Source organism: Pseudophaeobacter sp. A-200-2 (assembly GCF_041008815.1).
Lineage (GTDB): Bacteria > Pseudomonadota > Alphaproteobacteria > Rhodobacterales > Rhodobacteraceae > Phycobacter > Phycobacter gallaeciensis_A.
In genome coordinates this window covers 48,882-73,594 of record NZ_JAXGFU010000004.1, presented here as the reverse complement: position 1 = coordinate 73,594, position 24,713 = coordinate 48,882, and the positions used below count along the sequence as shown (strand labels likewise).

Annotated in this window: 25 protein-coding genes and 1 tRNA gene; 13 read left to right on the top strand and 13 right to left on the bottom strand. The window is 62.8% G+C overall.

What is annotated here, in order from left to right:
• Window positions 1-107: 107 nt before the first annotated feature.
• The 6 genes from argS (at window position 108) to SM766_RS07575 (ending at window position 5,998) form a co-directional block, all read left to right on the top strand.
• Window positions 108-1,853 carry an arginine--tRNA ligase gene (argS, locus tag SM766_RS07600; protein WP_274831987.1) on the top strand — a complete coding sequence of 582 codons (1,746 nt, stop codon included), beginning with the start codon at window positions 108-110 and terminating at the stop codon, window positions 1,851-1,853.
• A 93-nt stretch (window positions 1,854-1,946) separates the two neighbouring features.
• On the top strand, window positions 1,947-3,203 hold the full coding sequence (locus SM766_RS07595) for an SPOR domain-containing protein (RefSeq protein ID WP_368947403.1): 1,257 nt from the start codon (window positions 1,947-1,949) through the stop codon (window positions 3,201-3,203).
• A complete protein-coding gene (gene nagZ, locus SM766_RS07590) occupies window positions 3,200-4,207 on the top strand; it encodes a beta-N-acetylhexosaminidase (protein ID WP_368947402.1) in 1,008 nt (335 codons plus the stop codon). The genes SM766_RS07595 and nagZ overlap by 4 nt, the downstream gene beginning before the upstream one ends.
• Entirely contained in the window at window positions 4,200-4,997 is a 798-nt protein-coding gene (locus SM766_RS07585) for a segregation and condensation protein A (protein WP_368947401.1), read from the top strand. The genes nagZ and SM766_RS07585 overlap by 8 nt, the downstream gene beginning before the upstream one ends.
• Window positions 4,997-5,674, top strand: coding sequence for an SMC-Scp complex subunit ScpB (scpB, locus tag SM766_RS07580; protein ID WP_274831991.1), 678 nt, complete (start codon window positions 4,997-4,999; stop codon window positions 5,672-5,674). The genes SM766_RS07585 and scpB overlap by 1 nt, the downstream gene beginning before the upstream one ends.
• 84 nt (window positions 5,675-5,758) lie before the next feature.
• Window positions 5,759-5,998, top strand: a complete 240-nt coding sequence (locus SM766_RS07575) for a hypothetical protein (protein ID WP_065273241.1) — start codon at window positions 5,759-5,761, stop codon at window positions 5,996-5,998.
• A gap of 28 nt (window positions 5,999-6,026) precedes the next feature.
• On the opposite strand, the gene SM766_RS07570 is transcribed toward SM766_RS07575, so the two are convergent.
• The 8 genes from SM766_RS07570 to SM766_RS07535 all read right to left on the bottom strand — a co-directional run bounded on the left by SM766_RS07570 (window position 6,027) and on the right by SM766_RS07535 (window position 12,568).
• A complete protein-coding gene (locus tag SM766_RS07570; RefSeq protein ID WP_274831992.1) occupies window positions 6,027-7,112 on the bottom strand; it encodes a 2'-deoxycytidine 5'-triphosphate deaminase in 1,086 nt (361 codons plus the stop codon).
• Window positions 7,113-7,248: 136 nt separating this feature from the next.
• A tRNA-Pro gene (locus tag SM766_RS07565) sits at window positions 7,249-7,325 on the bottom strand.
• 72 nt (window positions 7,326-7,397) lie between these two features.
• Window positions 7,398-9,005, bottom strand: a complete 1,608-nt coding sequence (locus SM766_RS07560) for a MerR family transcriptional regulator (RefSeq protein WP_368947400.1) — start codon at window positions 9,003-9,005, stop codon at window positions 7,398-7,400.
• Between the two features lie 44 nt (window positions 9,006-9,049).
• A complete protein-coding gene (gene ihfA, locus SM766_RS07555) occupies window positions 9,050-9,352 on the bottom strand; it encodes an integration host factor subunit alpha (RefSeq protein WP_065273243.1) in 303 nt (100 codons plus the stop codon).
• Between the two features lie 92 nt (window positions 9,353-9,444).
• Window positions 9,445-10,416, bottom strand: coding sequence for a beta-ketoacyl-ACP synthase III (locus SM766_RS07550; RefSeq protein ID WP_368947399.1), 972 nt, complete (start codon window positions 10,414-10,416; stop codon window positions 9,445-9,447).
• A 21-nt stretch (window positions 10,417-10,437) separates the two neighbouring features.
• Complete coding sequence (gene plsX / locus SM766_RS07545; protein ID WP_065273245.1) at window positions 10,438-11,547, bottom strand: phosphate acyltransferase PlsX; 1,110 nt, start codon at window positions 11,545-11,547, stop codon at window positions 10,438-10,440.
• Window positions 11,548-11,586: 39 nt separating this feature from the next.
• Window positions 11,587-11,793, bottom strand: a complete 207-nt coding sequence (gene rpmF, locus SM766_RS07540) for a 50S ribosomal protein L32 (protein WP_065273246.1) — start codon at window positions 11,791-11,793, stop codon at window positions 11,587-11,589.
• A 238-nt stretch (window positions 11,794-12,031) separates the two neighbouring features.
• Complete coding sequence (locus SM766_RS07535) at window positions 12,032-12,568, bottom strand: YceD family protein (RefSeq protein WP_368947398.1); 537 nt, start codon at window positions 12,566-12,568, stop codon at window positions 12,032-12,034.
• A gap of 98 nt (window positions 12,569-12,666) precedes the next feature.
• On the opposite strand from SM766_RS07535, the gene SM766_RS07530 reads away from it, so the two are divergent.
• The 3 genes from SM766_RS07530 to SM766_RS07520 all read left to right on the top strand — a co-directional run bounded on the left by SM766_RS07530 (window position 12,667) and on the right by SM766_RS07520 (window position 15,907).
• Window positions 12,667-13,137: an outer membrane protein assembly factor BamE gene (locus tag SM766_RS07530; RefSeq protein ID WP_368947397.1), complete on the top strand. Its 471-nt coding sequence runs from the start codon at window positions 12,667-12,669 to the stop codon at window positions 13,135-13,137.
• 129 nt (window positions 13,138-13,266) lie between these two features.
• A complete protein-coding gene (locus SM766_RS07525) occupies window positions 13,267-14,028 on the top strand; it encodes a GNAT family N-acetyltransferase (RefSeq protein WP_368947396.1) in 762 nt (253 codons plus the stop codon).
• A gap of 67 nt (window positions 14,029-14,095) precedes the next feature.
• Complete coding sequence (locus SM766_RS07520) at window positions 14,096-15,907, top strand: ABC-F family ATP-binding cassette domain-containing protein (protein ID WP_490363079.1); 1,812 nt, start codon at window positions 14,096-14,098, stop codon at window positions 15,905-15,907.
• 155 nt (window positions 15,908-16,062) lie between these two features.
• On the opposite strand, the gene SM766_RS07515 is transcribed toward SM766_RS07520, so the two are convergent.
• Window positions 16,063-16,818, bottom strand: a complete 756-nt coding sequence (locus tag SM766_RS07515) for a 3-hydroxyacyl-CoA dehydrogenase (protein ID WP_274828512.1) — start codon at window positions 16,816-16,818, stop codon at window positions 16,063-16,065.
• A 51-nt stretch (window positions 16,819-16,869) separates the two neighbouring features.
• Window positions 16,870-17,811, bottom strand: a complete 942-nt coding sequence (locus SM766_RS07510; protein ID WP_368947395.1) for a GNAT family N-acetyltransferase — start codon at window positions 17,809-17,811, stop codon at window positions 16,870-16,872.
• A gap of 48 nt (window positions 17,812-17,859) precedes the next feature.
• Here SM766_RS07510 and SM766_RS07505 point away from each other — a divergent pair, with 48 nt between their 5' ends.
• Window positions 17,860-17,997 (top strand): hypothetical protein, encoded by a 138-nt coding sequence (locus SM766_RS07505; RefSeq protein ID WP_368947394.1) that lies wholly within the window; start codon window positions 17,860-17,862, stop codon window positions 17,995-17,997.
• A 162-nt stretch (window positions 17,998-18,159) separates the two neighbouring features.
• Here the strand turns inward: SM766_RS07505 and tyrS are convergent, their stop codons facing one another.
• The gene (tyrS, locus tag SM766_RS07500; RefSeq protein WP_274868799.1) at window positions 18,160-19,413 is read right to left on the bottom strand and encodes a tyrosine--tRNA ligase; all 1,254 of its coding nucleotides are present in this window, start codon (window positions 19,411-19,413) and stop codon (window positions 18,160-18,162) included.
• A 142-nt stretch (window positions 19,414-19,555) separates the two neighbouring features.
• On the opposite strand from tyrS, the gene SM766_RS07495 reads away from it, so the two are divergent.
• Window positions 19,556-20,668 carry an anhydro-N-acetylmuramic acid kinase gene (locus SM766_RS07495; RefSeq protein ID WP_368947393.1) on the top strand — a complete coding sequence of 371 codons (1,113 nt, stop codon included), beginning with the start codon at window positions 19,556-19,558 and terminating at the stop codon, window positions 20,666-20,668.
• 163 nt (window positions 20,669-20,831) lie between these two features.
• Here the strand turns inward: SM766_RS07495 and SM766_RS07490 are convergent, their stop codons facing one another.
• The gene (locus SM766_RS07490) at window positions 20,832-21,251 is read right to left on the bottom strand and encodes a cupin domain-containing protein (protein ID WP_368947392.1); all 420 of its coding nucleotides are present in this window, start codon (window positions 21,249-21,251) and stop codon (window positions 20,832-20,834) included.
• 71 nt (window positions 21,252-21,322) lie between these two features.
• Here SM766_RS07490 and SM766_RS07485 point away from each other — a divergent pair, with 71 nt between their 5' ends.
• Complete coding sequence (locus SM766_RS07485) at window positions 21,323-22,741, top strand: protein adenylyltransferase SelO (RefSeq protein ID WP_368947391.1); 1,419 nt, start codon at window positions 21,323-21,325, stop codon at window positions 22,739-22,741.
• A gap of 167 nt (window positions 22,742-22,908) precedes the next feature.
• On the opposite strand, the gene SM766_RS07480 is transcribed toward SM766_RS07485, so the two are convergent.
• A complete protein-coding gene (locus tag SM766_RS07480; RefSeq protein ID WP_368947390.1) occupies window positions 22,909-23,817 on the bottom strand; it encodes a DMT family transporter in 909 nt (302 codons plus the stop codon).
• A gap of 148 nt (window positions 23,818-23,965) precedes the next feature.
• On the opposite strand from SM766_RS07480, the gene SM766_RS07475 reads away from it, so the two are divergent.
• Window positions 23,966-24,667 carry an endonuclease/exonuclease/phosphatase family protein gene (locus SM766_RS07475; RefSeq protein ID WP_368947389.1) on the top strand — a complete coding sequence of 234 codons (702 nt, stop codon included), beginning with the start codon at window positions 23,966-23,968 and terminating at the stop codon, window positions 24,665-24,667.
• Window positions 24,668-24,713 lie beyond the last annotated feature (46 nt).

The following is a 24,713-nucleotide window of genomic DNA, read 5'->3' as shown; positions in this document are numbered from 1 at the left end:
AGTTTGCGCTGCCCATTGGGGCATGACAGGCCTTGTGGCGGTCGCTGATGGTTGACCCCTGACGCAGGCGTGGGTATCCGCTAGATCAAACCAATAGGACGCCCGATATGAACCTCTTCAACGATATCCGCTCGCTTGTGATCGACAGCCTGAACGCGTTGACCGCCGACGGCACGCTGCCCGAGGGGCTTTCTTTCGACAACGTGGCGGTGGAGCCGCCCCGCGATCCGGCGCATGGGGATATGGCGACCAATGCAGCCATGGTGCTGGCAAAACCAGCCAAGAAAAAGCCGCGCGACATTGCCGAGGCACTGGCGGCACATCTGGCGCAGGATGATCGGATCACCTCTGCCGAAGTGGCTGGTCCGGGCTTTTTGAACCTGCGTCTGGCGCCGTCCGTCTGGCAGGGTGTGCTGGGTTCCGTTCTGGCGGATGGCACGGCCTATGGGAAGTCCGAGCTGGGGCAGGGCAAACGGGTCAACGTGGAATATGTCTCCGCAAACCCGACCGGCCCGCTGCACGTGGGGCACACGCGCGGTGCCGTCTTCGGCGACGCGCTGGCCTCGCTGCTGGCCTATGCGGGTTATGACGTCACCCGCGAATATTATATCAACGATGGTGGCGGTCAGGTCGATGTGCTCGCCCGCTCTGTCTACCTGCGCTATCTTGAGGCGCACGGCCAGGAGGTCGCATTCGAGGATGGCACCTATCCCGGCGATTACCTGATCGAGGTCGGGCAGGCGCTGAAGGACAAGGTAGGCGATGCCTATGTCGGCAAAGGCGAAGAGGTCTGGCTGCAGGAAGTGCGCAATTTCGCTACCGACGCGATGATGGATCTGATCCGCGAGGATCTGAAGCTGCTCGGCATCGAAATGGATGTCTTCTTCTCCGAGAAATCGCTTTATGGCACCGGCAAGATCGAAGCCGCGCTGGAAAGTCTTGATGCCAAGGGGCTCATCTACCAAGGCGTGCTGGAGCCGCCGAAAGGCAAGAAGCCGGAAGACTGGGAGCCGCGTGAGCAGACCCTGTTCAAATCCACCGAACACGGCGATGACGTGGATCGTCCGGTCAAGAAATCCGATGGCGCCTGGACCTATTTCGCCCCCGATATCGCCTATCACTATGACAAGGTGGAGCGTGGCTTTGACGAACTGATCGACATCTTTGGCGCCGATCACGGCGGCTATGTGAAGCGCATGAAGGCCGCTGTGTCGGCCCTGTCCGATGGTAAGGTGCCACTGGATATCAAGTTGTGCCAGCTGGTGAAGCTGTTCAAGGACGGTCAGGAATTCAAGATGTCCAAACGGGCAGGGACATTTGTCACCCTGCGCGACGTGGTCGAGGCCGTGGGCCCTGATGTTACCCGCTTCATGCTGCTTACCCGCAAGAACGATCAGGGCTTTGACTTTGATCTCGACAAGGCGCTGGAACAGTCCAAAGACAACCCGGTCTTTTACGTGCAATACGCCAATGCGCGGATCTGCTCGACCTTGCGTAAGGCGGAAGAGGCGGGAATCGCTTCTGATGATGCGGCCCTAGCCGATGCGGATCTGTCGCTGCTAGCCGCTCCGGCGCAGCTGTCGGTGGCCCGCAAGCTGGCGGAATGGCCGCGCCTGGTGGAAATTGCTGCCCGCAGCAACGAGCCACACCGCGTAGCCTTCTACCTCTACGATCTGGCTTCGGATCTGCACGGCCTGTACCATCTCGGCAAAAGCGACAAAAGTTTACGATTTGTTAACGAGAGCAGCCAATCGGCAACACATGCCAATTTGGCACTTGCACGGGCCGTTTCCATTGTCATTTCCGCTGGTCTTGGTATTCTTGGCGTGACCCCGGCGGAAGAGATGCGATAAAAATACGCACAGACCGCCGGAACGAGGCAGTTCAAGAGACCCGAAAATGCGGCGCAGGTGATGTGGCGCATGAAACGGGCAGTGAGGCGGATAATGGCGTATTTTACGCAGGCGGGCACGCGCCCGGCCTATGACCAGAGCGGAGTCGCAGATGGCGATTCTGCCGGTGGTGTTCAGTATCAGCGACAGCAGCAGTTCGGTGCCTATGACCCGTCGGTCCAGCCGCAGGCACAGCAGAGTTTTGTTCCACCCCAAGCCACCGCAGCCCCTGCCGCGCCCTATGCACCGCAGGGTTTTGGTGGCTTTGATCCGGCGCAGGCCGATGGGACCGGCTATGAGGCAGATGCCTATATGGCCGATGATTACGGCTACGCCGAGGATGCTGCGGCTGCCGGGCGGGCAGGATTTGGCCGGATGGCCGGAATGCTCGGTGCGGTCGCTTCATTGGCGCTGGTCGTCGGGATCGGCGTCTGGGGCTACAAGCTGGTGATGCGCGATGTCAGCGGCGTGCCTGTGGTGCGCGCGGTCGAAGGGCCGATGCGCGTGCAGCCGGAAAACCCCGGCGGCCGTCCGGCAGACCATCAGGGGCTGGCAGTGAACGCCGTGGCCGCAACCGGCACTGCCGAGGATCCAGCAGAGCGTCTGGTGCTGGCGCCGCAACCCATTGAGCTGACCGAGGACGACCGGCCGATGTCGGAACTGGCGCAGCAGGCCGAACAGAACCGCGCCGACCGCGAGGCGCCCGCAGTTTCCGATCAGTCTCTGGCCGCCTATCAAAGCGGTGACATCAACGCCCTGGTGGCTGAACTTACCGATGGGGTAACGCCTCTTGGTGCAGAGACACCGGATGCAGCGCCGGAGCAAGTTTCCAATGCCTCTGTCGCGGCCCCCGAGATCGTACAGCCGCAGCCCCTGAAGCCGGTTGAAATCGCCGCTGTTTCATCCGCGCCGCAACCCTCTGCCGCGCTGTTGAAAGCGCCGGGCGTCAAGGTTTCGCTGCGCCCGAACCTGCGGCCTGCGCGGTTCACCCCCGCAGCTGCCCCGGCCGCAACTCCCAGCTCTGCTGTCGCGATCGAGGTTTCTGCCGACAGCCTGCCCGCAGGTACGCGCCTGGCACAGCTTGGCGCCTATGAAAGCGCAGAGGTCGCCCGCTCCGAATGGGACCGGATCTATGCGCAGTTCGACGACTACCTTGCCGACAAGAAACGGGTGATCCAGCGCGCCGAAAGCGGTGGCCGCACCTTCTACCGTCTGCGGGCCATGGGCTTTGACGGGCTGTCCGATGCCCGCCGGTTCTGTTCTGCACTGGTGGCAGGCAATGCCGACTGCATCCCTGTGACCACCCGATGACAGGATTTGGCGCGACCATTCTGGATGCAGAGGGGCTGCGTCTCACCCAGAATGAAAAGGCCCTGTTCCGCGATGCGGATCCTTTTGGCTTTATCCTGTTTGCCCGCAATATCAGCTCTGCAGATCAGGTCCGTGCCCTCTGCGGAGAGCTTCGCGACTCCGTGGGCCGCGATTGCCTGATCACCATCGATCAGGAAGGTGGCCGGGTGCAGCGCCTGCGCCCGCCACTGGGGCGCGACTGGCTGCCGCCGATGGAACACGCGGTTCAGGCTGGTGACGGCGCCGAACGGGCCATGTATCTGCGCTATCGCCTGATTGCGCATGAGTTGCACGCGCTTGGCATCGACAGCAACTGCGCCCCGATTGCAGATATCGCCTCTGCCGACACTCACCCGTTTCTGCGCAATCGCTGCTATGGCGAGGCTTTGCCGGATGTGACCGCACTGGCTCGCGCGGTGTCCGAGGCGCATCTTGATGGCGGCGTGGTGCCGGTTCTGAAACATATTCCCGGCCATGGCCGCGCGGTGGCGGACAGCCATCTGGACCTTCCGCATGTGGCCGCATCCGCTGCCGATTTGGAGGCTACGGATTTCGCGGCCTTCCGGGCGCTGAATGACCTCCCGATGGCAATGACGGCGCATATCGTCTTTGACGCGCTTGATCCGCGCCCCGCGACCCTGTCGCCCCCGGTGATGGAACGGATCCGCAAGGACATAGGCTTTGACGGGCTGATCATGACCGACGATATCTCGATGAAGGCCCTGCAGGGGGCACCGGCAGATATCGCCGGGCAGTCCCGCGCGGCGGGCTGCGATATCGTTCTGCTGTGCAATGCCGATCTTGCCGTGCGTACGCAGGTGGCAGAGGCTGCCGGAACCCTGGATGAGGTGGGGCAAAACCGCGCCCTGCGGGCCATCGCGGCGCGCAAAACCCCCGCTGCGCTTGACATAGAGGCTGCCGAGGCCGAACTTGCTGCCCTGATGGGCGGAAAGGTTTATGTCTGAAGAGTCACTTTTTCCGGAAGAAGTTCAGCCCTCGGTCGAGGACCGGCTGGCGGCTGAGGCGCTGATTGTCGATGTCGACGGCTATGAGGGGCCGCTCGACCTGTTGCTGACTCTGTCGCGCACCCAGAAGGTCGATTTGCGGCGTATTTCGGTTCTGGAACTGGCCCGGCAATACCTCAGTTTCGTGGAACGCGCCAAGGAGCTGCGGATCGAACTGGCGGCTGATTATCTGGTGATGGCGGCCTGGCTGGCCTTCCTGAAATCGCGGCTGTTGCTACCCGCCGACCCCGAAGAAGAAGGCCCCTCGGGGGAGGAACTGGCGGCGCATCTGGCATTCCAGCTGGAGCGGCTTCAGGCCATGCGCGATGCGGCGGCGCGGCTGATGGGGCGGGACCAGCTGGGGCGGGATTTCTTTGCCCGTGGGCAAAGCGAAACGGTCGAACGTATCCGCACCGTGACCTATAGCGCCAACCTTCTCGACCTGATGCAGGGCTATGCCCGGATCCGCACCCGCGACGATTTTCGCCCCTTCGTGATGGACCGGGATTCGGTCTTCACCATGGAGGAGGCGTTGGAGCGGATGCGCGGCCTCATTGGTTTTACCGGCAGCTGGACCGATATGCTGAGCTACCTGCCGGATGGCTGGCACAGTGATCCCGTGAAACGGCGCTCGGCCACGGCGGCGACCTTTGCCGCCTCGCTGCAGCTGGTCAAGGAAGGCCAGCTGGAAATCCGCCAGAACGAGACCTTTGCGCCGATCCAGTTGCGCCACCTGAACGGGAATACCTGATGGAAGATTTCAGCAACCAGGAGCCGGACAAGGCGCAGCAGGAGTCGGACAGCCTGTTCGATGCCCCGCCCATGGCTGAGCAGGAGCGCATGGTCGAGGCGGTGCTGTTCGCCAGTACCGAGCCTGTCACCCTCCGTGATCTGGAGGCCCGCATGCCGCATGGCTGCAATCCTGGCGAGGCGCTGGAATACCTGCGCAAACGCTACGAGGGGCGCGGTGTCAGGGTGGTGCGCGTGGGCGATGCCTGGGCAATCCGCACGGCGCCGGACCTTGGCTTCCTGATGCAGAAGGAAATCGTCGAGACCCGCAAGCTGAGCCGGGCGGCAATCGAAACCCTGGCCATCATCGCCTATCATCAGCCTGTGACGCGGGCCGAGATCGAAGAGATCCGCGGCGTATCGGTGTCCCGGGGCACCATTGATCAGCTTTTGGAAATGGAGTGGATCCGCCTTGGTCGCCGCCGTATGACGCCGGGCCGCCCGGTGACATTCGTGGTGACACCGGTGTTCCTGGATCACTTCGGCCTGGAAAGCGCCCGCGACCTGCCGGGGTTGAAGGAACTGCGCTCTGCCGGGCTGCTGGAAAGCCGCCCGCCGCCGGGCAGCTTCCCGACGGGGCAGGGCGGTGACGACGGGGACGAGGATCCCGAGGAGCAGCCAGAGCTGTTCGAAAGCTGACGATTTCGTGTGCGGGGGCAGCCTGCCAATAAATCGTCCCATTCCGATGTCACAATGGCATGTGAACGGAACCGGAGCCTAATGATGAACGTCGAATCCATTCTCAACATGATCATGCGCCGCCTTGTCGGGCGGGCCGTCAACTCTGGCGTGGATGCGGGGCTCAACGCGCTGTCGGGGCGCAGTGGAAAACGCGGGCGGGGCGGGCAGGCGGAAAACCGACCCGAGACACCGGCAGAGGCGGAAGAACGCGCTGAACGCGAAAGGATCCGCGAGATGCGGCAGGAGCGGCGTGCGCGGCGCGCCCAGCGGGACAACCGCTGAGCTTTTCCGCCTGGGGGCGCTTCCGGCGTCAGCTAGATTGCGGCTGTTTGAAGTGCTTGGACAGTTTCAGTCCCTGTCCCTGATAGTTGGAGGCTATGCCCGCGCCATAAAGCTGCTGCGGCACCTCAGCCATACGTTCATAGACCAATCGACCGACGACTTGCCCGTGTTCCAGCACGAAAGGCGCTTCGTGGCAGCGCACCTCAAGCACGCCACGCGATCCAGCTCCGCCCACTGAAGCGTGACCGAAGCCGGGATCGAAAAAGCCCGCGTAATGCACCCGGAATTCCCCGACCATGGCCAGATATGGCGCCATTTCGGCGGCATAGGCCGGCGGGATATGCACGGCCTCGCGGCTGACAAGAATGTAAAAGGCGCCGGGATCCAGAATGATGCGGCCCTTGGTGGTGCGCACCTCTTCCCAGTAATCCTGCGGATCGTATTCGCCGATCCGGTCCAGATCGATCACCCCGGTATGCGGTTTGGCCCGGTAGCCCACTAGATCGGTACCTGGCAGTTGCAGGTCTACGGAAAAGCCCAAGCCATCCTCGATCACCGCCTCGCCATCCACCAGCGGGCTTTCTGCGTGCAGCGCGCTGAGTTCCTGATCGCTCAGCACCGCCTGACCGGTGCGGAAGCGGATCTGATTGAGCCGCATGCCGGGGCGCACCAGCACGGAGAAGGAACGCGGGCAGATCTCGGCGTAAAGCGGCCCGGTGTAACCCGGCTTGATGCGGTCGAATTCCTCGCCGCCATCGGTGATGGTGCGCGTGAGCAGGTCCAGCCGCCCGGTTGAGCTTTTGGCATTGGCCACGGCGGAGACGTCCTGCGGCAGGGCCAGCCCTTCGAGGAGCGGCACCACGTAGACGCAGCCCTTTTCCAGAACAGCGCCGCCATCCAGATCAATGCGGTGCATTTCAAATTCAGAGAGGCGATCAGCGACCGTGTTGCCGTGTCCGGAGAGGAAGGAGGCGCGCACGCGGTAAGCCACATGGCCCAGCCGCAGATCCAGACTGGCAGGCTGGATTTGCCCGTCGATCAAAGGCTCGGACAGGGTGATCTCGCCCTGCTGCAGCATGGTTTCCAGTGTCTGGCTGGGTAAAACGCCTGTCATTGTCTTTCTCCCGTCTGGCCGGGCATTCGCCCGGTCGGGCTGCTGTTCAAGACGACCCAGATGATGGTCCCGATCCGTAACCCCAGGCTACACATACACAAAACGCCTGGGTGCGCAAACACCCAGGCGTTTTGTATGGTCGGGCTAGCAGGACTCGAACCTGCGACCTTCCGTCCCCCAGACGGACGCGCTACCAGGCTGCGCCATAGCCCGTTGAAGCGCTTTCTACCGTTTTTCCCGGCGGGGGCAAGAGGCATTGCCAAGTTTTTCCGCTGCTTTGGAAAATTAATGTGCTTCCAGCCATTGGCGCAGCTCGGCGGCGCATTCGGCAACTTCGGCGCGCACTTCGGGCCGCAGTTCCGTTGTCTGCGACAACAGGGCCAGAACACCGGGACGCAGGCTGACCTGGGCGGCCAGATTTTCGTCGGGCACGGAAATGATTCGCGGCTTGGATTCCTCCATCGGGAGATCCCCGGTCGGGGGGAAGCCTGCTTCGGGTACATCGGTTGCCGCGTCCTGCTCCGCATCGTCCGGCAGGCCTGGAGGGGCAAATCCTTCCCGCGGTGCATCTGCATCCATGGCATCCTGCAGGGCTGTATCTGCGTCGGATTCGGCCAGTTCCTCGCCCAGTTGCTCTGAGAGTTCCTCAGATCGGATGGCTTCGACAGGGGCTTGCTCGGATGCGGGTTCAGGCTCGTCATGCTCCGTAGCCATAGCCTCAGTCGGCGCTTCCTCGGCCATCAGGTCGGCGTGGGCATCGCCCAATTCGGCGGGCTCGCTCTCACCCAAGGGCGTGGGAGCGTCGAGGTGGCTGGTGAGCGGTACAGCAGGGTCAATCGGCGCGGTCGGCGGCACGGTCTCGTCCGGTGCAAAGCTGACCTCCAAGGGAGGCTCCGCCTGATCTTCGGTTGGCACAAGCGCTTCTGCATCCGCATTCGGCGCCGACTGGACCTCGCTGTCGGTGTCATCCGCGGTGCTGTCCGACTCGCCTGTGAAGGGGGCCGGTTCGGCGGATGCCTCCGGCGCGGCGGTTTCCTCGATCACCGGGTCTGCCTCGCATTCCGGGGCAGGGGCGTCGTGGCCGCCAAGGTCCATCATGATCTGTGCAGGTTCCGGCTCTGTGGAGACGGGCTGCACCTCGTCGAAAGGCAGGCTTTCTTCGCCGCTCAGGTCGTCTTGTGGCGGGGGAAGCTCTTGCGACAGGTCAGAGGCAATAGGTTGATCCGCCGATGTGTCGGGCTGCGCATTGGGGGCCTCGGACAGGGCATCGTCGGCCTCCGCCTGCACCAGTGGCGCCTCATCCTGATCCAGCTCCGAGATGGTCTCTGGAATGCTCTCAGCTTGCGATGCACTGGGCTGGGCGCCCGCCTGGCTTTCGTCAGCGACCTCGGCAAAGGGATCAAATTGTTCCTGTTCGAAAAACGGCAGATGGCTGGCGGGGCGCGGCGAGTCTTCTTCCGCTCCTGCGCTTTCGCTCGTGATCTCGGGGGCGCCCTCGACGCTGTCCCCTGGCGTTGCGCCAGCGCCGGGATGCGCTGCGGCAGATTCTGTGGCTGCATTGCTCTGGGCGAACCCACCGCCGGATCCGGTTCCGTCCGGTTCTCCGGGGGAGGCCGTATCAAGGCTATGGGACATCTCGGAGACATGGGTAATGCCAAGGTCGCGCAGAATTGCCTGAACTTCCTTGATGGACATGCCATCGTCATGCAGCAGCTTGCGAATGCCACCCAGAAGCAGCATGTCCGCAGGGCGATAGTATCTGCGCCCACCGGCTCGCTTGACCGGTTTTACCTGGGTGAATTTGCTTTCCCAGAAGCGCAGGACATGCGCTTGCACCCCCAGCCATTCCGCCACTTCGCTGATGGTGCGGAAGGCGTCTGGTGATTTGGACATGGGTATTGATTCCGTTGGTTCTGGACCGGTCGGGGCAGCCGTCTTCAGCTGCGGTTGCCGTCAGCGACTCGGTCTTTCATCAGATGGGAGGGCCGGAAGGTCAGCACACGGCGTGGCTGAATCGGAACCTCTTCACCGGTTTTGGGATTGCGCCCCACACGTGCCGTCTTGTCCCGGACGCTAAAGGTGCCGAAAGAAGAGATTTTCACCTGCTCCCCGCGGACAAGGGCGTCTGACATGTGCTGCAGCATGCTTTCAACCAGTTGCGCGCTTTCGTTGCGGGAGAGGCCAACCTCGCGGAAAACGGCCTCGCTCAGATCCATTCGCGTCAGAGTTTTTTCGCTCATACCAGTCCCCGTTGTTTGCTCAAGCATAGGGGGTGGGGAATTTCACTGTCAATATCAATGAATTGCGCGCTGCGAGATTGCGCTGGCCCGTGCTACCAGCGCAGCACGACCGCGCCCCAGGCCAATCCGCCGCCGATCGCCTCGGTGACGATCAGGTCGCCGGGCTTGATCTGGCCGCGTTTCTTGCCGACCGACAGGGCCAGTGGAATCGACGCAGCAGAGGTGTTGCCGTGGTCCTGAACGGTCACCACAACGTTATCGAGGCTGAGGCCCATCTTCTTGGCGGTGCCCTGAATGATGCGGATATTGGCCTGATGCGGCACGATCCAGTCGACGTCTTCGGCGCCAAGGCCCGCGCGTTCCAGTGCTGTGGTTGCGGTCTTGGCCAGTTTCTCCACGGCATGGCGGAAAACCTGGTTGCCCTGCATGCGCAGATGGCCGGTCGACTGGGTGGAAACACCGCCGTCTACATAAAGCAAATCCTTGTAGCGCCCGTCAGAATTCAGATCGGTGGCCAGAATCCCGCGGTCATCGCTGGTGCCCGTGCCGGTCTGTGCCTCCAGAATCAGCGCGCCGGCGCCATCACCGAAGAGCACGCAGGTCGACCGGTCGGTCCAGTCCATGATGCGTGAGAAGGTTTCGGCGCCAATCACCATAACCCGGTCAGCCTGACCGGAGGCGATCAATGCGTTTGCGTTGCAGAGCGCATAGACGAAGCCGGCGCAGACCGCCTGCACGTCAAAGGCAAAGCCGCGGGTCATTTCCAGCTGCGCCTGCACCATGGTGGCCGCCGAAGGGAAGGTCAGATCGGCAGTCGAGGTGGCCACGATGATCGCGTCGATATCGTCAGCCACAAGACCGGCATCGGAGAGCGCGGCCTTGGCCGCTGCGGTTGCCATCGAGGAGGTGGTTTCGCCCTCTTCGGCGAAATGGCGGCGTTCAATCCCGGAGCGGGAGCGAATCCATTCGTCCGTGGTGTCCAGGGTGGCTTCGAATTCCGCGTTTTCGACCACGCGTTTAGGGAGATAATGGCCGGTGCCTACAACTACTGCACGTCGCGTCATTCTGTGACTGCCTTCTTGGTCTTATTTTGTTGAGATCCGGTCGTCGTCGTCGGAGCCTGCGGCATCTTGGGTAAGCTCCACGGCGGATGCAACCCGCGCGGCCAGTTTTTCGGCAAAACCCTGCTCGGCCAGACGGAAGGCCAGTTTTACTGCGGCCGATACCCCGGTGGCATCGGCGCCGCCGTGGGATTTTACCACGGTGCCGTTTAGGCCCAGAAACACGCCGCCATTGGCGCGCCGCGGATCGATCCGTTTTGCCAGCCGCGACAGAGAGGTATAGGCCAGCAGCGCCGCGATCTTGGACAGGAAGGAATATTCAAAGGCCTCGCGCAGGGCCGAGCGCACCAGGCTGGCGGTGCCTTCACCGGTCTTGATCGCCACATTTCCGGTAAAGCCGTCGGTGACGATGACATCTGCCACATTGCCGGGGATATCGCTGCCTTCGACAAAGCCGACAAATTCATAATCGGCGATTCCGGCATTTTCAGCGATCAGCGCATGGGCTTCTTTCAGCTCGGCGCGGCCCTTGTGTTCCTCGGTGCCGACGTTGAGCAGGCCAACCCGGGGACGGGCAATGTCCATGGAATTACGAGTATAGGAGGTGCCCATCAGCGCGTATTGCAGCAGATCCTGCGCGTCGGCGCGCACATCGGCGCCCACATCCAGCATCACGTTGAACCCCTGCGGGTTGCGTGATGGCCAGAGAATCGCAATCGCGGGGCGGTTGACGCCCGGCACCTTGCGCAGGCGCAGCATGCTGAGCGCCATCAGCGCGCCGGTATTGCCGCAGGAGACGACCCCGGCGGCTTCGCCGTTCTTCACGGCGTCCAATGCGGACCACATCGAGGTGCCCTTGCCATTGCGCATGACCTGGCTGGGCTTGTCGTCCATGGTGACAACGCTGTCGACATGACGAATAACGACGCGATCCGCCAGGATGCGCCGTTTGGCAACCAAGGGTGCCAATTCGTCTTCGGGGCCATGTAGAATGAATCCGATATTCGGGTTCTTCTCGGCGGATTTCGCGATACCGGCCACCACTACGGCAGGGCCGGCATCTCCGCCCATGGCATCGACAGAAATCACAATTTTACCAGTCTGCGCTTTGGATTGATCGGGTTTGCCCGTCATAGGTAAAGCCTGCCTGGCGTTATGTGATCAAAGGAGGGCTTACGCCGCGTCCTCATCCATGTCGATTTCGTCGTTCGCTGCAACGATTTCTTTATCGTCGTAGTGGCCGCAGGACGGGCACACGTGGTGCGGACGCTTCAGTTCGCCGCAGCTGGAGCATTCGTTCGGGTTTGCAGCAACCAGGGCATCGTGCGCGCGACGGTTGTTGCGGCGCGATTTGGATACTTTGTTCTGTTGGACGGCCATGTCTCAACCTTTGTCTGCTTGGCGCCTTGGGGCCATCCCCGCCGCGCGATTTCATTGTTTTGTCGTGATCGGTGTGACGTGCGTGTAGGCCGCAGCCTCTCCGATGTCCAACCAAAAATTCCGATGAGCGCGCGAAAATACTGCGAATCCTCTGCGGCGCAAGCGGTTTTTTAGGGCAGGCGGGGCGTCAGTACCAGCAGGAAGTTCACCATACGGTATTTTTCCGCCTCATTTACCGTCAGTCGTCGCCTTTCAACTGTTCCTTGAGAGCCGAAAGGGCGGCAAAGGGGCGGGTATCTTCGTCGCGCATGGGTTTAACACCCGGTTCAGCGAACACTGCTTCGCCCAGTTCCTGGCCTTCTTTGCGCGGGTAAGCGGGAATCGCCAGGGTCAGTGCCTCAATCATTACTTCATAGGGATCGATGCTGCTGCCCAGCGGTTCGATGGTCTCATCCTCGGTCATTTCGGCTTCGGCGTCTTCCGGTTCCTCGTAGGATGCCATGTACTGTCGCCGCACCTTCTGGTCGATCCGGGTGGTGACCGGATCCAGCGTGACCACGCAGTCCTGCACCACCGTGGCGCCTAGGATGGCGGTCAGCACCCAGTCCCGGCGCCCGCTGGCGCGGATCTCGCCTTCGAACCGCAGCTTGCGCAGGCTGTTGACCTCCAGATCCCGCGCCAGGGCAGCCAGGGCATCGGCATCGGGGCGGATATCAAAGGGCGTCGGGGCGTTCTGCGGCAGATCCGCGACCCGGAAAGCAGTGCTGTCAGCCATTTTGCAAACTTTCGTTTCTTGAACCAGAAGGCTGCATTAGGTAATCGGGATGGGCGGCGTAATCAAGCCGGGGTCGCGGCAGTCTTTCGGGGGGCATCATGGGTGCACAGTCAATCAAGCTGAAATCAGCGGCAAAGCTGGCGGCGACACTGCTGCTGTGCGGATCCTTGACCGCCTGCGCGGCCAGCTATCGCAAGCACGGCTATGTGCCAACCGAGGAAGATCTGGCAGAAGTGGTCGTCGGCGTGGACAGCCGAGACTCGGTTGCGGAGAGCATCGGTATTCCTTCGTCTTCCGGCGTGCTGAACGAAAGCGGCTACTACTATGTGTCCACCCGGATGCGCCATTTCGGCGCTGCGGAGCCGAAACCGGTGTCCCGCGAATTGGTCGCGGTCAACTTTGACAACCGTGGCGTGGTGAGTGGCATTCAGCGTTTCGGGCTTGAGGATGGCCGGGTGATCCCGCTGCAGCGCCGCGTCACATCCTCCAGCATCGAGGACAAAACCTTCCTGCGTCAGTTGATCGGCAACCTGGGCAACTTCTCCCCGGATGCAATCCTCGACCAGTAAGCAGGTATGGCCATGGGTTGGGGTATCTGTCGTGCGGTTGTGATCAGGGGACGCTAGTCTGACTGCGCCCTATGGAAACGCAGATGGGGTGCCGGATGAGAGGTCTGGCGGCCACATGGGGGATCGGCAATGGCGCAGTCTGCAACGCTCCTGACGGAAACACTCCTCAGCAAAGGCCGTTATCTGGCCCGGTTCGCAGGGACAGATGCGGATCTTCACGCGGCGCAAGAGTTGCGCAGCCAATGCTTTGGTACTGTAAAGCCGGATCGTGATCCCTATGATTCCCGCTGCCGCCACATACTGATCGAAGAGCGGGACACCAGGGCACTGATTGGGTGTTTCCGGATGCTGACGCTGGAGAACGGTCAGGACATTCCCCAAAGCTATGCAGCCCAATACTATGACCTGTCCCGGCTCAGTTCCTATGAGGGCCGCATGGCCGAGATCGGGCGGTTCTGCATTCGGGAAGGCGCCGCGGATGCAGACATCTTGCGCATCGCCTGGGGGGCGATCACCGCCCTGGTGGACGCCGAAGATATCCGGATGCTGTTCGGGTGCAGTTCCTTTGCGGGCACGGAGGCGGCGCCCTACCTCGACAGTTTTGCAATGCTGCGGCAGCGCCATCTGGCGCCCGGCATGTGGCAGCCTGTGATCAAGGCGCCGCAAGTGGTGCGGTTTGACCACCTGCCGACGCGCATACCGGACCAGAAGGTGGCCCTGCGCCATATGCCGCCTTTGTTGCGGACCTATCTGTTGATGGGCGGCTGGGTCAGCGATCACGCGGTCGTGGATGAGGAGCTCAATACGCTGCATGTCTTTACCGGCGTCGATGTCGGGGCCATCCCGGAGACGCGCAAACGCCTGCTGCGCGCTGTGGCAACCCCGGTATAGCCGATTTCCACGGCTCCCAGCCGTGGTCGGCGTTGACGGCGCGGGCGGGCCGGTTTAGCTGGCTTTCATGGCACGAATTCCTCTTTTGCAGATGTCCGGCATATCGCTCACCTTTGGTGGCGATCCGGTGTTTTCCGATCTCGACCTCGTGGTGCAGCCCGGTGACCGGGTTGCCCTTGTGGGCCGCAACGGCTCGGGTAAATCCACCCTGATGAAGGTGATGGCGGGCCTCGTCGAACCGGATCAAGGCAGCATCGTGGTGCCGCCAGGTAAATCGGTAGGCTATATGGAGCAGGACCCGCAGATGACCGGGTTTGCGACGCTTGGTGATTTCGCCGCCAGCGCCCTGGAGCCGGGCGAGATGTACCGGGTGGAGCGCGCGGGCGAGGGGTTGAAGTTTGATCCCGCGCGCCCGGTGGAGACTGCCTCGGGCGGGGAACGGCGCCGCGCGGCCCTGGCTAAGCTGATGGCCGAAGCGCCCGATCTGATGCTGCTGGATGAACCGACCAACCATCTGGATATCGAGGCGATCACCTGGCTCGAAGGGGAGTTGAAATCCACCCGCGCGGCCTACGTGCTGATCTCTCACGACCGGGCCTTCCTGCGCGCGCTGACCCGCGCCACACTGTGGGTCGACCGGGGGCAAGTGCGGCGTCAGGAAAAGGGATTTGACGCCTTCGAGGCCTGGCGCGACAAGATCTGGGAAGAAGAAGACCAGCAGCGGCACAAGCTGAACCGGTTGATCAAATCCGAAAGCCGCTGGGCCGTCGAAGGTATTTCGGCTCGGCGCAAACGCAACATGGGCCGGGTGCGAGCGCTGCAGGACCTGAAGGCCGAGCGCGCGTCGCAGATTAAACGCCAGGGCGCGGCCGAACTGGCGCTGGATGCCGGACCCAAGTCAGGCCGCAAGGTGATCGAAGCCGAGGGCCTTTCCAAGGCCTTTGATGATAAGACCATCGTCTCGAACTTCTCGCTGAAGGTGCAGCGCGGCGATCGCGTCGCCTTTGTGGGGCCCAACGGCGCGGGCAAGACGACGCTGCTGAAGATGCTGCTGGGGCTGGAAGAGCCGGACGCGGGCAGCGTGACCCTTGGCACCAATCTGGAGATTGCCCTGTTCGATCAGACCCGCGATCAGCTCGATCCCGATGCCAGCCTCTGGGAAAACCTGACAACGGATCCGGCGCTGGGGATTTCCGGCAAGGCTGATCAGGTTATGGTGCGGGGACAGCCCAAACATGTGGTGGGCTACCTCAAGGAATTCCTGTTCGATGAACGGCAGGCGCGGGCGCCGGTGCGCTCCCTGTCAGGTGGGGAAAAGGCGCGGTTGTTGCTGGCCCGACTGATGGCGCGGCATAGCAACCTTCTGGTGCTGGACGAGCCGACCAACGATCTCGATGTGGAAACGCTGGATCTGCTGCAGGAGCTTTTGGACGCTTATGACGGCACGGTGCTGCTGGTCAGCCACGACCGGGATTTTCTGGACCGTGTTGCCACCACCACCATCGCCATGGAGGGCGACGGGCGCGCCACGGCTTATGCGGGCGGCTGGAGCGATTACCTGTCCCAACGCGCACCGAAAGAGGCGGAGGAAAAGGTCGAAAAGTCAAAACCTTCCAAGCCAAAGCCGAAACAGGAGGCGGCGCCGAAGGAAGGTCTCAGTTTCAAGGAAAAACACCGGCTTGAGGCCCTGCCGGATGAGATCGACCGGCTGGAGCAGGAGATCGCCAAACTGGAACAGCTGATGGCAGATCCCGAGCTGTTCACGCGTGAGCCGGTGAAGTTCAAGAAAGCCACCGAAGCCCTTGTAGAGCGCCAGGAAAAACTGGCTGCAGCAGAGGAAGAGTGGCTGGAGCTGGAGGAAAAGGCGGGCGATGCCTGAGCGGATTTGTTTCGTGCGCGAAACATTGTATAAAGTCAGCATCTTATCGTTAACTATTCATTTAAAGATGCGGTAATTAGACTGCCACAAGAAAAGGGGCGCCTGATACGGCGCCCCTTTAATATTTTGGATTAAAGTATTGTTAATCCTCTATTTTAACGCATGCGCAGGGCGCCGTCGATGCGGATCACTTCGCCATTGAGGTATCCCATCTCGACGATGAAGCCTGCGAGGCGGCCGTATTCCGCCGGATCGCCAAGGCGCGGTGGGTTCGGCACATCGGCGGCCAGTTGCTGTTGCACTTCTTCGGGCAGACCGGCCAGCATCGGCGTCATGAAGATGCCCGGTGCGATGGTCATTACCCGGATGCCCGAGGACGCCAGATCCCGCGCCATCGGCAGGCACATGCCGACGACACCGCCCTTGGAAGCGGAATAAGCTACCTGGCCTTTCTGGCCGTCAAAGGCGGCGATGGACGCGGTGTTAATGATCACGCCACGGGCGCCATCGGGCTCGGGGTCGTTCTTGGCGATCTCTACCGCCGCCAGCCGTGCCACGTTGAAGGTGCCGACGAGGTTGATGTCGATGGTGCGCTTGTAGGCATCCAGCGGATGTGCGCCGTCTTTGCCGACGGTCTTGATACCATAGGCGATGCCGGCACAGTTCACGCAGGCGGAGATCCGGCCCATCTTCTCGGAAGCAAAGGCAATCGCTGCGGCAACCGAGTCTTCGTCGGTGACATCGGTCTGAACGAAAAAGCCGCCAATCTCGGCCGCCACCTTCTCGCCGCGCTCGGCGTCGCGGTCAAGAATGGTAACCTTGGCACCGCCTTCTGCAAAATGGCGGGCAGTCGCCTCGCCAAGGCCGGATGCGCCGCCGGTGATTACCGCGCATGTCTGGTCAAGTTTCATGAGCAGGGGTCCTCCCAGTATCTGAACATGTGTTCAAATAAACATGGGGGATCAGATCTGTCCAGCGGTACCCGCCGTCATCATGCGCCGGTCCAGCCGCGCCAGTGGCGCCAGCAGGCGACCCATCGGCGGCCAGAAAATCCAGGTGCCACCAAGACGGTGCAGGTCGGCGCCGGTGCCAAGTTTGAACCGGGCGAGGCCAGGCGCGTCTTCGGTGTTGATAACGCCAAGATCCAGCGTTTTGCAGCCCTGGGCCGAGAGCCAGCTCATCGCTTCCCACATCAACAAGTTATGGGCCGACAGCTGTTTGCCGCGGTCGCTGCTGTGGGACAGGTGGTAGGTCGCATGCTGCCCGTGCCGCAGCACCAGAATCGCCGCCACAGGCTCTTTGCCCTCGAAGGCCTGAAAAAGTTTCGCCGTGCCTGGGTTGGCCTGCGCATAGGCCAGCGTCAGGCCAACGGGCCAGCTGCGATAGCCGCGTTCGGTTTGCTTTGCCTGATCGGCCGCAAACAGCCAGTGGGTCGGATCCACCGGCATGTTCTGCCGCGTCAGGCGCAGGGATTGAGATTCACCGTGTCTCAGCCGGTTGCGCCATTTCTGATGAAGTGCGGCGCGGCGGGCATCGGGGCAGGGCGCCAGATTCAGCCGGGCGACGCTGGCGGGGCCCATCAGAGGCACCGCGCCGTGGCGGGCCAGTTCGGGTGTGGGGGTTTCCGGTGACAGGATCACCGGCGTGCGGCGCAGGCCTTCTTCTTGCAGCATTTCCAGCAGGCGCAGGGGTTTGTGCACCGTGGCCCGGTTGACCATGGCGACGTCGATGCGGCCCCAGAACCGTTGCCGCAGGACGGTGGTATTGTTCATCCGCTCCAGGACCAACGGATCCTGCCCGGTCGCCCGCAGCGCGCGCAGAAATTCTTCGGATTGGGGCAAGGTGTTGTGCCGTCCGGGCTGGATCGAGGTCTGGGCCGTTTCGGCAGGAATGAAATCAAACATGCCTATATGTTTACCGAGTGGAAACCTAATTCAGGGTTAATGGGGCGCATGAAAAAACAGTCCCAAGTTCTGGGCCTATGCGCCCCCAGCCCCCGGATCACCAAGACCGCAGCCCTTCTTGTGGCGACGGGCCTGTCGGTTCCGGTCTTCATCCTGCTGACGCTGGCGGAGTTTCTGTTCTTCTAGCCCTGCCGCCGGGTGCGGTGTGCTCTGCGCTCAATAACGGGGCACTCCCACTCCCGTGGGAGGAGAAGGGCCGACACGGCAGGCAAAGCAGCGCAGGCAGCAACAAAAAAGAGGCAGGAAGCCCTGCCTCTTTAACGTTCTTCATCACATAGCCAGTGGCGCTTAGTCCGCCAACTGCACCAGCGCGTGGCGTTTCTTGCCCGCGCTCAGCTTGATCGGAGAGGCCAGTGCGCCCGCGTCGATCATCAGGCCTGCATCGCTCAGCGGGGCATCGTCGATGCGCGCGCCATTCTCGGAGATCAGCCGCTTGGCCTCCTTGCCGGATTTCGCCAGGCCCGATTTCACGATCAACTGCACGATCGAAATTCCGTCGCCTAGATCGGCAGGGGTTAGGGTCAGCGTCGGCAGATCGTCCCCGACGCCGCCTTTCTCGAACACCTCGCGTGCGGTGGCCTCGGCAGCGGCGGCCGCGTCGGCGCCGTGCAGCAGGGTGGTCACCTCATTGGCGAGGATCACCTTGGCCTCGTTGATCTCGGACCCGGCCAGCGCGCCCAGACGCTCGCATTCGTCCAGCGGCATCTCGGTATAAAGTTTCAGGAACCGGCCCACGTCGGCGTCCGTGGTGTTGCGCCAGAACTGCCAGAACTCATACGGGGAGAGCATATCCGGGTTCAGCCAGACCGCGCCGTTCTGCGACTTGCCCATCTTCTTGCCGTCCGAGGTGGTCAGCAGCGGCGAGGTCAGACCGTAGATCTCGTGATCCAGCACCCGGCGGGTCAGGTCGATCCCGTTGACGATATTGCCCCACTGGTCCGAGCCGCCCATCTGCAGGATGCAGCCATAGCGGCGGTTCAGCTCCAGGAAGTCATAGGCCTGCAGGATCATGTAGTTGAATTCGAGGAAGCTGAGCGATTGTTCCCGGTCCAGCCGCGATTTCACGCTTTCAAAGGACAGCATCCGGTTGACCGAGAAATGCCGCCCGATGTCGCGCAGGAACTCAAGGTAGTTGAGATCGCTCAGCCATTCGTCGTTGTTGATCATCATGGCGCCATTCGGGCCGTCGCCATAATCGACATAGGCCGAAAACACCTTTTTGATTCCGGCGATATTGTCGTCGATCTGTTCGGGCGTCAGCAACGGGCGTTCATCGGCACGGAACGACGGGTCGCCCACCTTGGTGGTGCCGCCGCCCATCAGGGTGATCGGCTTGTGGCCGGTCTTTTGCAGCCAGCGCAGCATCATGATCTGGATCAGGGATCCCACGTGCAGCGATTTCGCGGTGGCGTCAAAGCCGATATAGCCGGACTGGCCAGGGGTCATCAGCGCCTCGTCCAGACCTTGATAGTCCGTACAGTCGGCGAGAAACCCGCGCTCCATCATCACGGTGATGAAATCCGATTTGGGATGATAGGTCATGGCATGCCTCGGCTTGTCTATTGCGACGTGGTGTATAAAACGCAAAAGGGGCACATGGAACCTGCTTTTGCGCAGAAAATCCATGCGCGTTGGGCAGTCTGCAGGCAGGCGGGCCCGGTTGATCTGGCTGAAGGGCAGGGAAATGACACGAGCGATTGCAAAAACCGGTAGGGTGATCGCGCTTGGCGCCATGAGTGGCACCTCGCTGGATGGCGTTGATGCGGCGCTGGTCGAGACCGACGGAGAGCGGATCTTTGCTTTTGGCGACAGTGGTTACCGCCCCTATAGCGAGGCGGAGCGCGCAGTGCTGCGTGCGGGGCTCGGCCATTGGTCAGGGCCAGAGGTTGAGGCCGCAGGCGTTCTGACCGATCAGGTCCATGCCGAGCTTTTGTCCGGGTTTCCCGCCGCGCAGATCATCGGCTTTCACGGTCAGACCCTGGCCCATGCGCCGCGCAGACAGGGCACGCTGCAGGTGGGCGATGGCGCGGCCCTGGCCGAGGCGTTGGGACGGCCCGTGGTCTGGGATTTCCGTTCTGATGACGTGGCCCTTGGCGGTGAGGGCGCGCCGCTGGCGCCATTCTTCCACTTTGCCTGCGCCAAATACATCGGCGCGACGCGCCCGCTATGCTTTCTGAACCTCGGCGGGGTTGGCAACCTTACCTATGTGGACCCGCGGTTCGAGCGGCCCGAAGATCCCGGCGCGCTCTTGGCCTTTGACACCGGGCCAGCCAATGCACCGCTCAACGATCTGCTGCAGGCGCGGCTGGGGTTGCCGTTTGACAAGGATGGCGCGATTGCCCGCAAGGGGCAGGTCGAAGAGGGTGCGCTGGAGTTGTTCCTGGCTGAGGGGTTCTTTGCAAAGATGCCGCCGAAGTCACTGGATCGGAACGATTTCTCCGAAATGGTAGAGCTGGTCGGGGAGCTGAGCGATGCGGATGCCGCAGCGACGCTGACCGCCATGTGTGCCGCCGCCGTGGCGCAGGGGATGGAGCATTGCCCTGAGCCGCCCGAGATGGTGCTGGTCACTGGTGGCGGGCGGCAGAACCCGGTGCTGATGGAGATGCTGCGGGTCTCGCTCGATTGCCCGGTCAAACCGGTCGAGGACGTTGGCCTTGATGGCGATATGCTGGAGGCCCAGGCCTTTGCCCATCTGGCGGTGCGGGTGGCGCGGGGCATGCCGACCTCCTGTCCCGGCACCACTGGCGTGCGCGCCTGTGTCGGCGGTGGTGTGGTGAGCGTGCCGGGCGAGGGGTAAATGCCTGCCGATTGCAAAGGGGCAGGGACCGTCCGCAGCTCAGCGTGGCGAAGGACTGGCCAGATTGAGATGTCTCGCCCGGACGTGTGCGGCCGGGCAGCGCCCGACCCTCCCCGCGGGAGGGCGCATGCGCTCCCTCCCAGGCTCGGGCGCTGCCCTTGGGTTACTCGCGCGGAATATCAAACTCTGGCGCGGCCAGCTCGAACCCTTCGAACTGGAACCCAGGCGACACGGTGCAGCTGACCAGCGTATAGTCTCCGGTCGTGCGGGCAGCCTGCCAGTGACCTGTGGGCACGATCAGCTGCGGCGCGCCCTTCGTCAGATCCGGGGTCAAAAGGTGATCTGTGGCGGGGCCTTCATCTGTTTCGGACAGCGACAGGACCAGCGGCGCGCCTGCGTGATACAGCCAGATCTCGGCTGCATCGACGCGGTGCCAGTGACTGGCCTCCCCCGCTTTGAGCAGGAAATAGATGCAAGTGCCGGTGGGGCGACCCTCGTTCTCGGCAACCCAGGTCTGCCGGTACCAGCCGCCCTCGGGGTGGGGTTCCAGTTTCAGCTGTTCGATGATCTGATCCGCCGTCATCCGTGCCTCTTTCCTGCTGTCTTATGCCTGTTTGATCTGGCAATCCGTGCCTTGCCGCATATGTTTGGGCCATGACATTGCACATCCCCTTTGACAACACATACGCGCAGCTTGCGCCTCAGTTCTACAGCAAACAGACGCCGGAACCGGTGTCCGCGCCCCGCCTGCTTGCCTTCAACAACGATCTGGCACAGCTCATGGGTATCACCACGGGCGATCTGCCGGAGATGGCCGAGGTGTTCGGCGGCAACCGCATCCCCGAGGGGGCCGATCCGCTGGCGCAGCTTTATGCCGGGCATCAGTTCGGCAATTTCAATCCGCAGCTGGGGGATGGGCGCGCGATCCTTTTGGGCGAAACCATTGGCAGCGACGGCAAGCGCCGGGATATCCAGCTCAAAGGCTCAGGCCGTACCCCCTATTCGCGTCAAGGCGACGGGCGCGCGTGGCTGGGGCCAGTGTTGCGGGAATATGTGGTGTCCGAGGCGATGCATGCGCTTGGCATCCCCACCACCCGGGCGCTGGCTGCTGTGGAAACCGGCGATCCCGTCTGGCGCGAAGGTGCCAAGCCCGGCGCGGTGCTGACACGGGTGGCGGCAAGCCATCTGCGGGTGGGAACCTTCCAGATCTTTGCTGCGCGCGGTGATGTCGCGGCGCTGCAGCGGCTGACGCAATACGCCATCGATCGGCACTACCCGGATGCCCAGGGTCCCATGGGCCTGTTGCGCGCGGTGCGCGATGCGCAGGCGCGGCTGGTGGCGCAATGGATGTCGGTCGGCTTTATCCACGGCGTGATGAATACAGACAATTGCGCCATTTCGGGCGAGACGATCGATTACGGCCCCTGCGCCTTCATGGATACGTACAACCCTTCGCAGGTCTTCAGTTCGATCGACCGGATGGGGCGCTATGCCTACGACAACCAGCCGGGGATCATCGTCTGGAACCTGGCGCAGCTGGCCACGGCGCTGATCCAGCAGCTGGACGATCCGCAGGCGGGTGTGGAGGAAGCCACCGAGATCGTGCATGCCATGCCGGGGGTGATCGAGCGCGAATGGCTCAGTCGCTTTGCCGCCAAGATCGGTATCGCCACGCCGCAAGAGGGCGACATGGCGCTGATCGAGGATCTGCTGGAGCGTATGGCGGCGGGTCAGGCAGATTTCACCAACGCCTTCCGGGCGCTAGCCGGTGAGAATGCCCGTGACCAGTTCCTTGACCCTGCGGTCTTTGACAGCTGGGCGGTGGGCTGGCGGCAGCGGTTGGAGACAGAGGAAAACCCCGAGGCGCTGATGCGGCAGGTCAACCCGGCCTTCATCCCGCGCAACCACCGTATCGAAGAGATGATCGCGGCCGCGGTCGATGGCGACATGGCGCCGTTTGAACGGCTCAATCTGGTGCTGGCGCGCCCCTATGAGGATCAGCCAGAACACGCAGAGCTGCAAAACCCGCCGAGGCCCGAAGAGGTTGTCGCAGCAACTTTCTGCGGCACCTGAGGCAGAGAAGCAGGGGCAGCGCTCCTGCGCGGGCTCGGCCTCCTTGCGGAGGCGCTCTCCCCCTTGGGCCAGGCGCCGTGCTGCGCACGGCGCGCGCGCCATGGCGCGCCAGACCCAACGGGAGCGGATGCATCCGTGATGCACCCGCGACCGGCGGGAGAGCTTGCTTATCCGATTGTGGTGCGTTTGTCAGGGCGGTTGATCAGGAAGACGCCTGCCGCCACCAGGGCCAGCGCCAGCCAGACCTCATAAGATAGTCTCTCGCCAAGGATCAGCCAGCCCATCAGCACGGCAAGCACCGGCGACAGGAAGCTGAAGGAGGCGACCGACCCGGCCTTGTAGATGGTGAACAGCCAGAACCACAGCAGGTATCCGAGGCTGGCAATCGCAATCGCCTGGAACAGGACGCCTGCGATATGGATCGGCTCGGGTGCGCGCAGCAGCGGCCCGAAAAGCGGCGACAGCGCCAGCAACAGCACGGCCGAGACCGCCAGTTGGTAGACCAGCTGCGTCACCGCGGGCACCCGCGACAAGGGCGTTGCCCGCACGCAGAAGGCAAGCCCGGCCCAGCACAGCGTCGAGATCAGCGCCAGCACATCGCCCAGAACCGAGGCGCCGCTGGCATCCCGGTCCAGCACCGCCAGAACCACACCGCCCATCGCCAGCACCAGGCCAACAACGCGCAACCCGCTCAGTCGCTCTCCCGGCAGCCACAGATGCGCGGCCAGCGCCAGCCACACGGGCATCGAGTTGAAAATGATCGTCACCCGCGACACGGATGAGACATCAAGCGCCCAGAACAGGCAGATGAATTCACCAGTGAACAAGAGGCCCACCACGATGCCCCAGCCGTGGACCCCCGCTGGCATGCCGCCTTCGGGGCGCAGCCTGGAGCGGCGCAGCCAGACCCAAATGAGGATCACCGCCAGCGCGATAAGCGAGCGCAGCCCGGCCTGGAACACCGGGCCAAAGCCACCGTTGGCGATCTTGATAACAACCTGATTGAAGCCAAGAAGGGCGGCAAAGCCGGTCAGGGCAAGGGCGCCCGCGGCGTCCATGGATCTTTTTTCTGTCATGGGCGCATCAGCACCGGGAGGTAACGGACTGTCAAGCAAGACGTTTCGCCAAAATCGGCTGCAATCGTGCGCGCTTTGGCGCAGGTAAGGCGATCTTGGCTTGCACCGGCTTTGCGGGCGATGAACACTGGCAGGGAAAGGAGCCCTCATGCCCGTGACCACCTTGCGTCTGGCCAGTTACAACATTCAGAAATGCGTTGGTCTGGACCTGCGCCGCCAGCCACGCCGTATCCTGAACGTGCTGGAGGACATGGGCGCGCGGATCGTGCTGTTGCAGGAGGCGGACAAGCGTCTGCCGCCCCGGCCCGCGGCGCTGCCGCATTTCGTTCTGAACGAGGCGGGTTGGCAGGATGTGGATCTGGGCGGTGCCGGATCGCTGGGCTGGCATGGCAATGCGGTGATCTGGAAGGGCCAGGGCATTTCCCTGTGCGACAAGGGGCATATCGACCTGCCGGGCCTGGAGCCGCGCGGCGCGGTTTGGGCGGCCTTTGAAACACCCATCGGCCCGTTGCGGGTGGTTGGCGCGCACCTGGGGCTCACCGGGCGGGCGCGGCGGGCGCAGGTGCGGCATCTGGCGCAGCACAGCGCGAAATGGACCGATATGCCGACGGTCTGGGGTGGTGACTTCAACGACTGGTCGCGCAGCTCGGTTCTGGACCGGCTGGCGCCGATGATGCGGTTCCTGCCGCCTGCACCTAGCTTTCCGGCGCTGCGACCGCTTGGCGCGCTGGACCGAATTGCCCATAGCACAGGTCTGGAGGTGGTGCGGGCTGGGGTGCATCAGGCGCAGCCAGCGCACATTGCCTCGGACCACCTGCCGGTCTGGGCGGATCTGCGGCGCGCCGGTTAGGCATCCGCCGCACAAAGAAAACCGCCACGCAATGGCGCGGCGGTTT

Excerpts from the sequence above, each read along its gene's own strand:
- argS (WP_274831987.1), top strand. The coding sequence starts at position 108 with ATGAACCTCTTCAACGATATCCGCTCGCTTGTGATCGACAGCCTGAAC.
- SM766_RS07595 (WP_368947403.1), top strand. The coding sequence starts at position 1,947 with ATGGCGTATTTTACGCAGGCGGGCACGCGCCCGGCCTATGACCAGAGC.
- nagZ (WP_368947402.1), top strand. The coding sequence starts at position 3,200 with ATGACAGGATTTGGCGCGACCATTCTGGATGCAGAGGGGCTGCGTCTC.
- SM766_RS07585 (WP_368947401.1), top strand. The coding sequence starts at position 4,200 with ATGTCTGAAGAGTCACTTTTTCCGGAAGAAGTTCAGCCCTCGGTCGAG.
- scpB (WP_274831991.1), top strand. The coding sequence starts at position 4,997 with ATGGAAGATTTCAGCAACCAGGAGCCGGACAAGGCGCAGCAGGAGTCG.
- SM766_RS07575 (WP_065273241.1), top strand. The coding sequence starts at position 5,759 with ATGAACGTCGAATCCATTCTCAACATGATCATGCGCCGCCTTGTCGGG.
- SM766_RS07570 (WP_274831992.1), bottom strand. The coding sequence starts at position 7,112 with ATGACAGGCGTTTTACCCAGCCAGACACTGGAAACCATGCTGCAGCAG.
- SM766_RS07560 (WP_368947400.1), bottom strand. The coding sequence starts at position 9,005 with ATGTCCAAATCACCAGACGCCTTCCGCACCATCAGCGAAGTGGCGGAA.
- ihfA (WP_065273243.1), bottom strand. The coding sequence starts at position 9,352 with ATGAGCGAAAAAACTCTGACGCGAATGGATCTGAGCGAGGCCGTTTTC.
- SM766_RS07550 (WP_368947399.1), bottom strand. The coding sequence starts at position 10,416 with ATGACGCGACGTGCAGTAGTTGTAGGCACCGGCCATTATCTCCCTAAA.
- plsX (WP_065273245.1), bottom strand. The coding sequence starts at position 11,547 with ATGACGGGCAAACCCGATCAATCCAAAGCGCAGACTGGTAAAATTGTG.
- rpmF (WP_065273246.1), bottom strand. The coding sequence starts at position 11,793 with ATGGCCGTCCAACAGAACAAAGTATCCAAATCGCGCCGCAACAACCGT.
- SM766_RS07535 (WP_368947398.1), bottom strand. The coding sequence starts at position 12,568 with ATGGCTGACAGCACTGCTTTCCGGGTCGCGGATCTGCCGCAGAACGCC.
- SM766_RS07530 (WP_368947397.1), top strand. The coding sequence starts at position 12,667 with ATGGGTGCACAGTCAATCAAGCTGAAATCAGCGGCAAAGCTGGCGGCG.
- SM766_RS07525 (WP_368947396.1), top strand. The coding sequence starts at position 13,267 with ATGGCGCAGTCTGCAACGCTCCTGACGGAAACACTCCTCAGCAAAGGC.
- SM766_RS07520 (WP_490363079.1), top strand. The coding sequence starts at position 14,096 with ATGGCACGAATTCCTCTTTTGCAGATGTCCGGCATATCGCTCACCTTT.
- SM766_RS07515 (WP_274828512.1), bottom strand. The coding sequence starts at position 16,818 with ATGAAACTTGACCAGACATGCGCGGTAATCACCGGCGGCGCATCCGGC.
- SM766_RS07510 (WP_368947395.1), bottom strand. The coding sequence starts at position 17,811 with ATGTTTGATTTCATTCCTGCCGAAACGGCCCAGACCTCGATCCAGCCC.
- SM766_RS07505 (WP_368947394.1), top strand. The coding sequence starts at position 17,860 with ATGAAAAAACAGTCCCAAGTTCTGGGCCTATGCGCCCCCAGCCCCCGG.
- tyrS (WP_274868799.1), bottom strand. The coding sequence starts at position 19,413 with ATGACCTATCATCCCAAATCGGATTTCATCACCGTGATGATGGAGCGC.
- SM766_RS07495 (WP_368947393.1), top strand. The coding sequence starts at position 19,556 with ATGACACGAGCGATTGCAAAAACCGGTAGGGTGATCGCGCTTGGCGCC.
- SM766_RS07490 (WP_368947392.1), bottom strand. The coding sequence starts at position 21,251 with ATGACGGCGGATCAGATCATCGAACAGCTGAAACTGGAACCCCACCCC.
- SM766_RS07485 (WP_368947391.1), top strand. The coding sequence starts at position 21,323 with ATGACATTGCACATCCCCTTTGACAACACATACGCGCAGCTTGCGCCT.
- SM766_RS07480 (WP_368947390.1), bottom strand. The coding sequence starts at position 23,817 with ATGACAGAAAAAAGATCCATGGACGCCGCGGGCGCCCTTGCCCTGACC.
- SM766_RS07475 (WP_368947389.1), top strand. The coding sequence starts at position 23,966 with ATGCCCGTGACCACCTTGCGTCTGGCCAGTTACAACATTCAGAAATGC.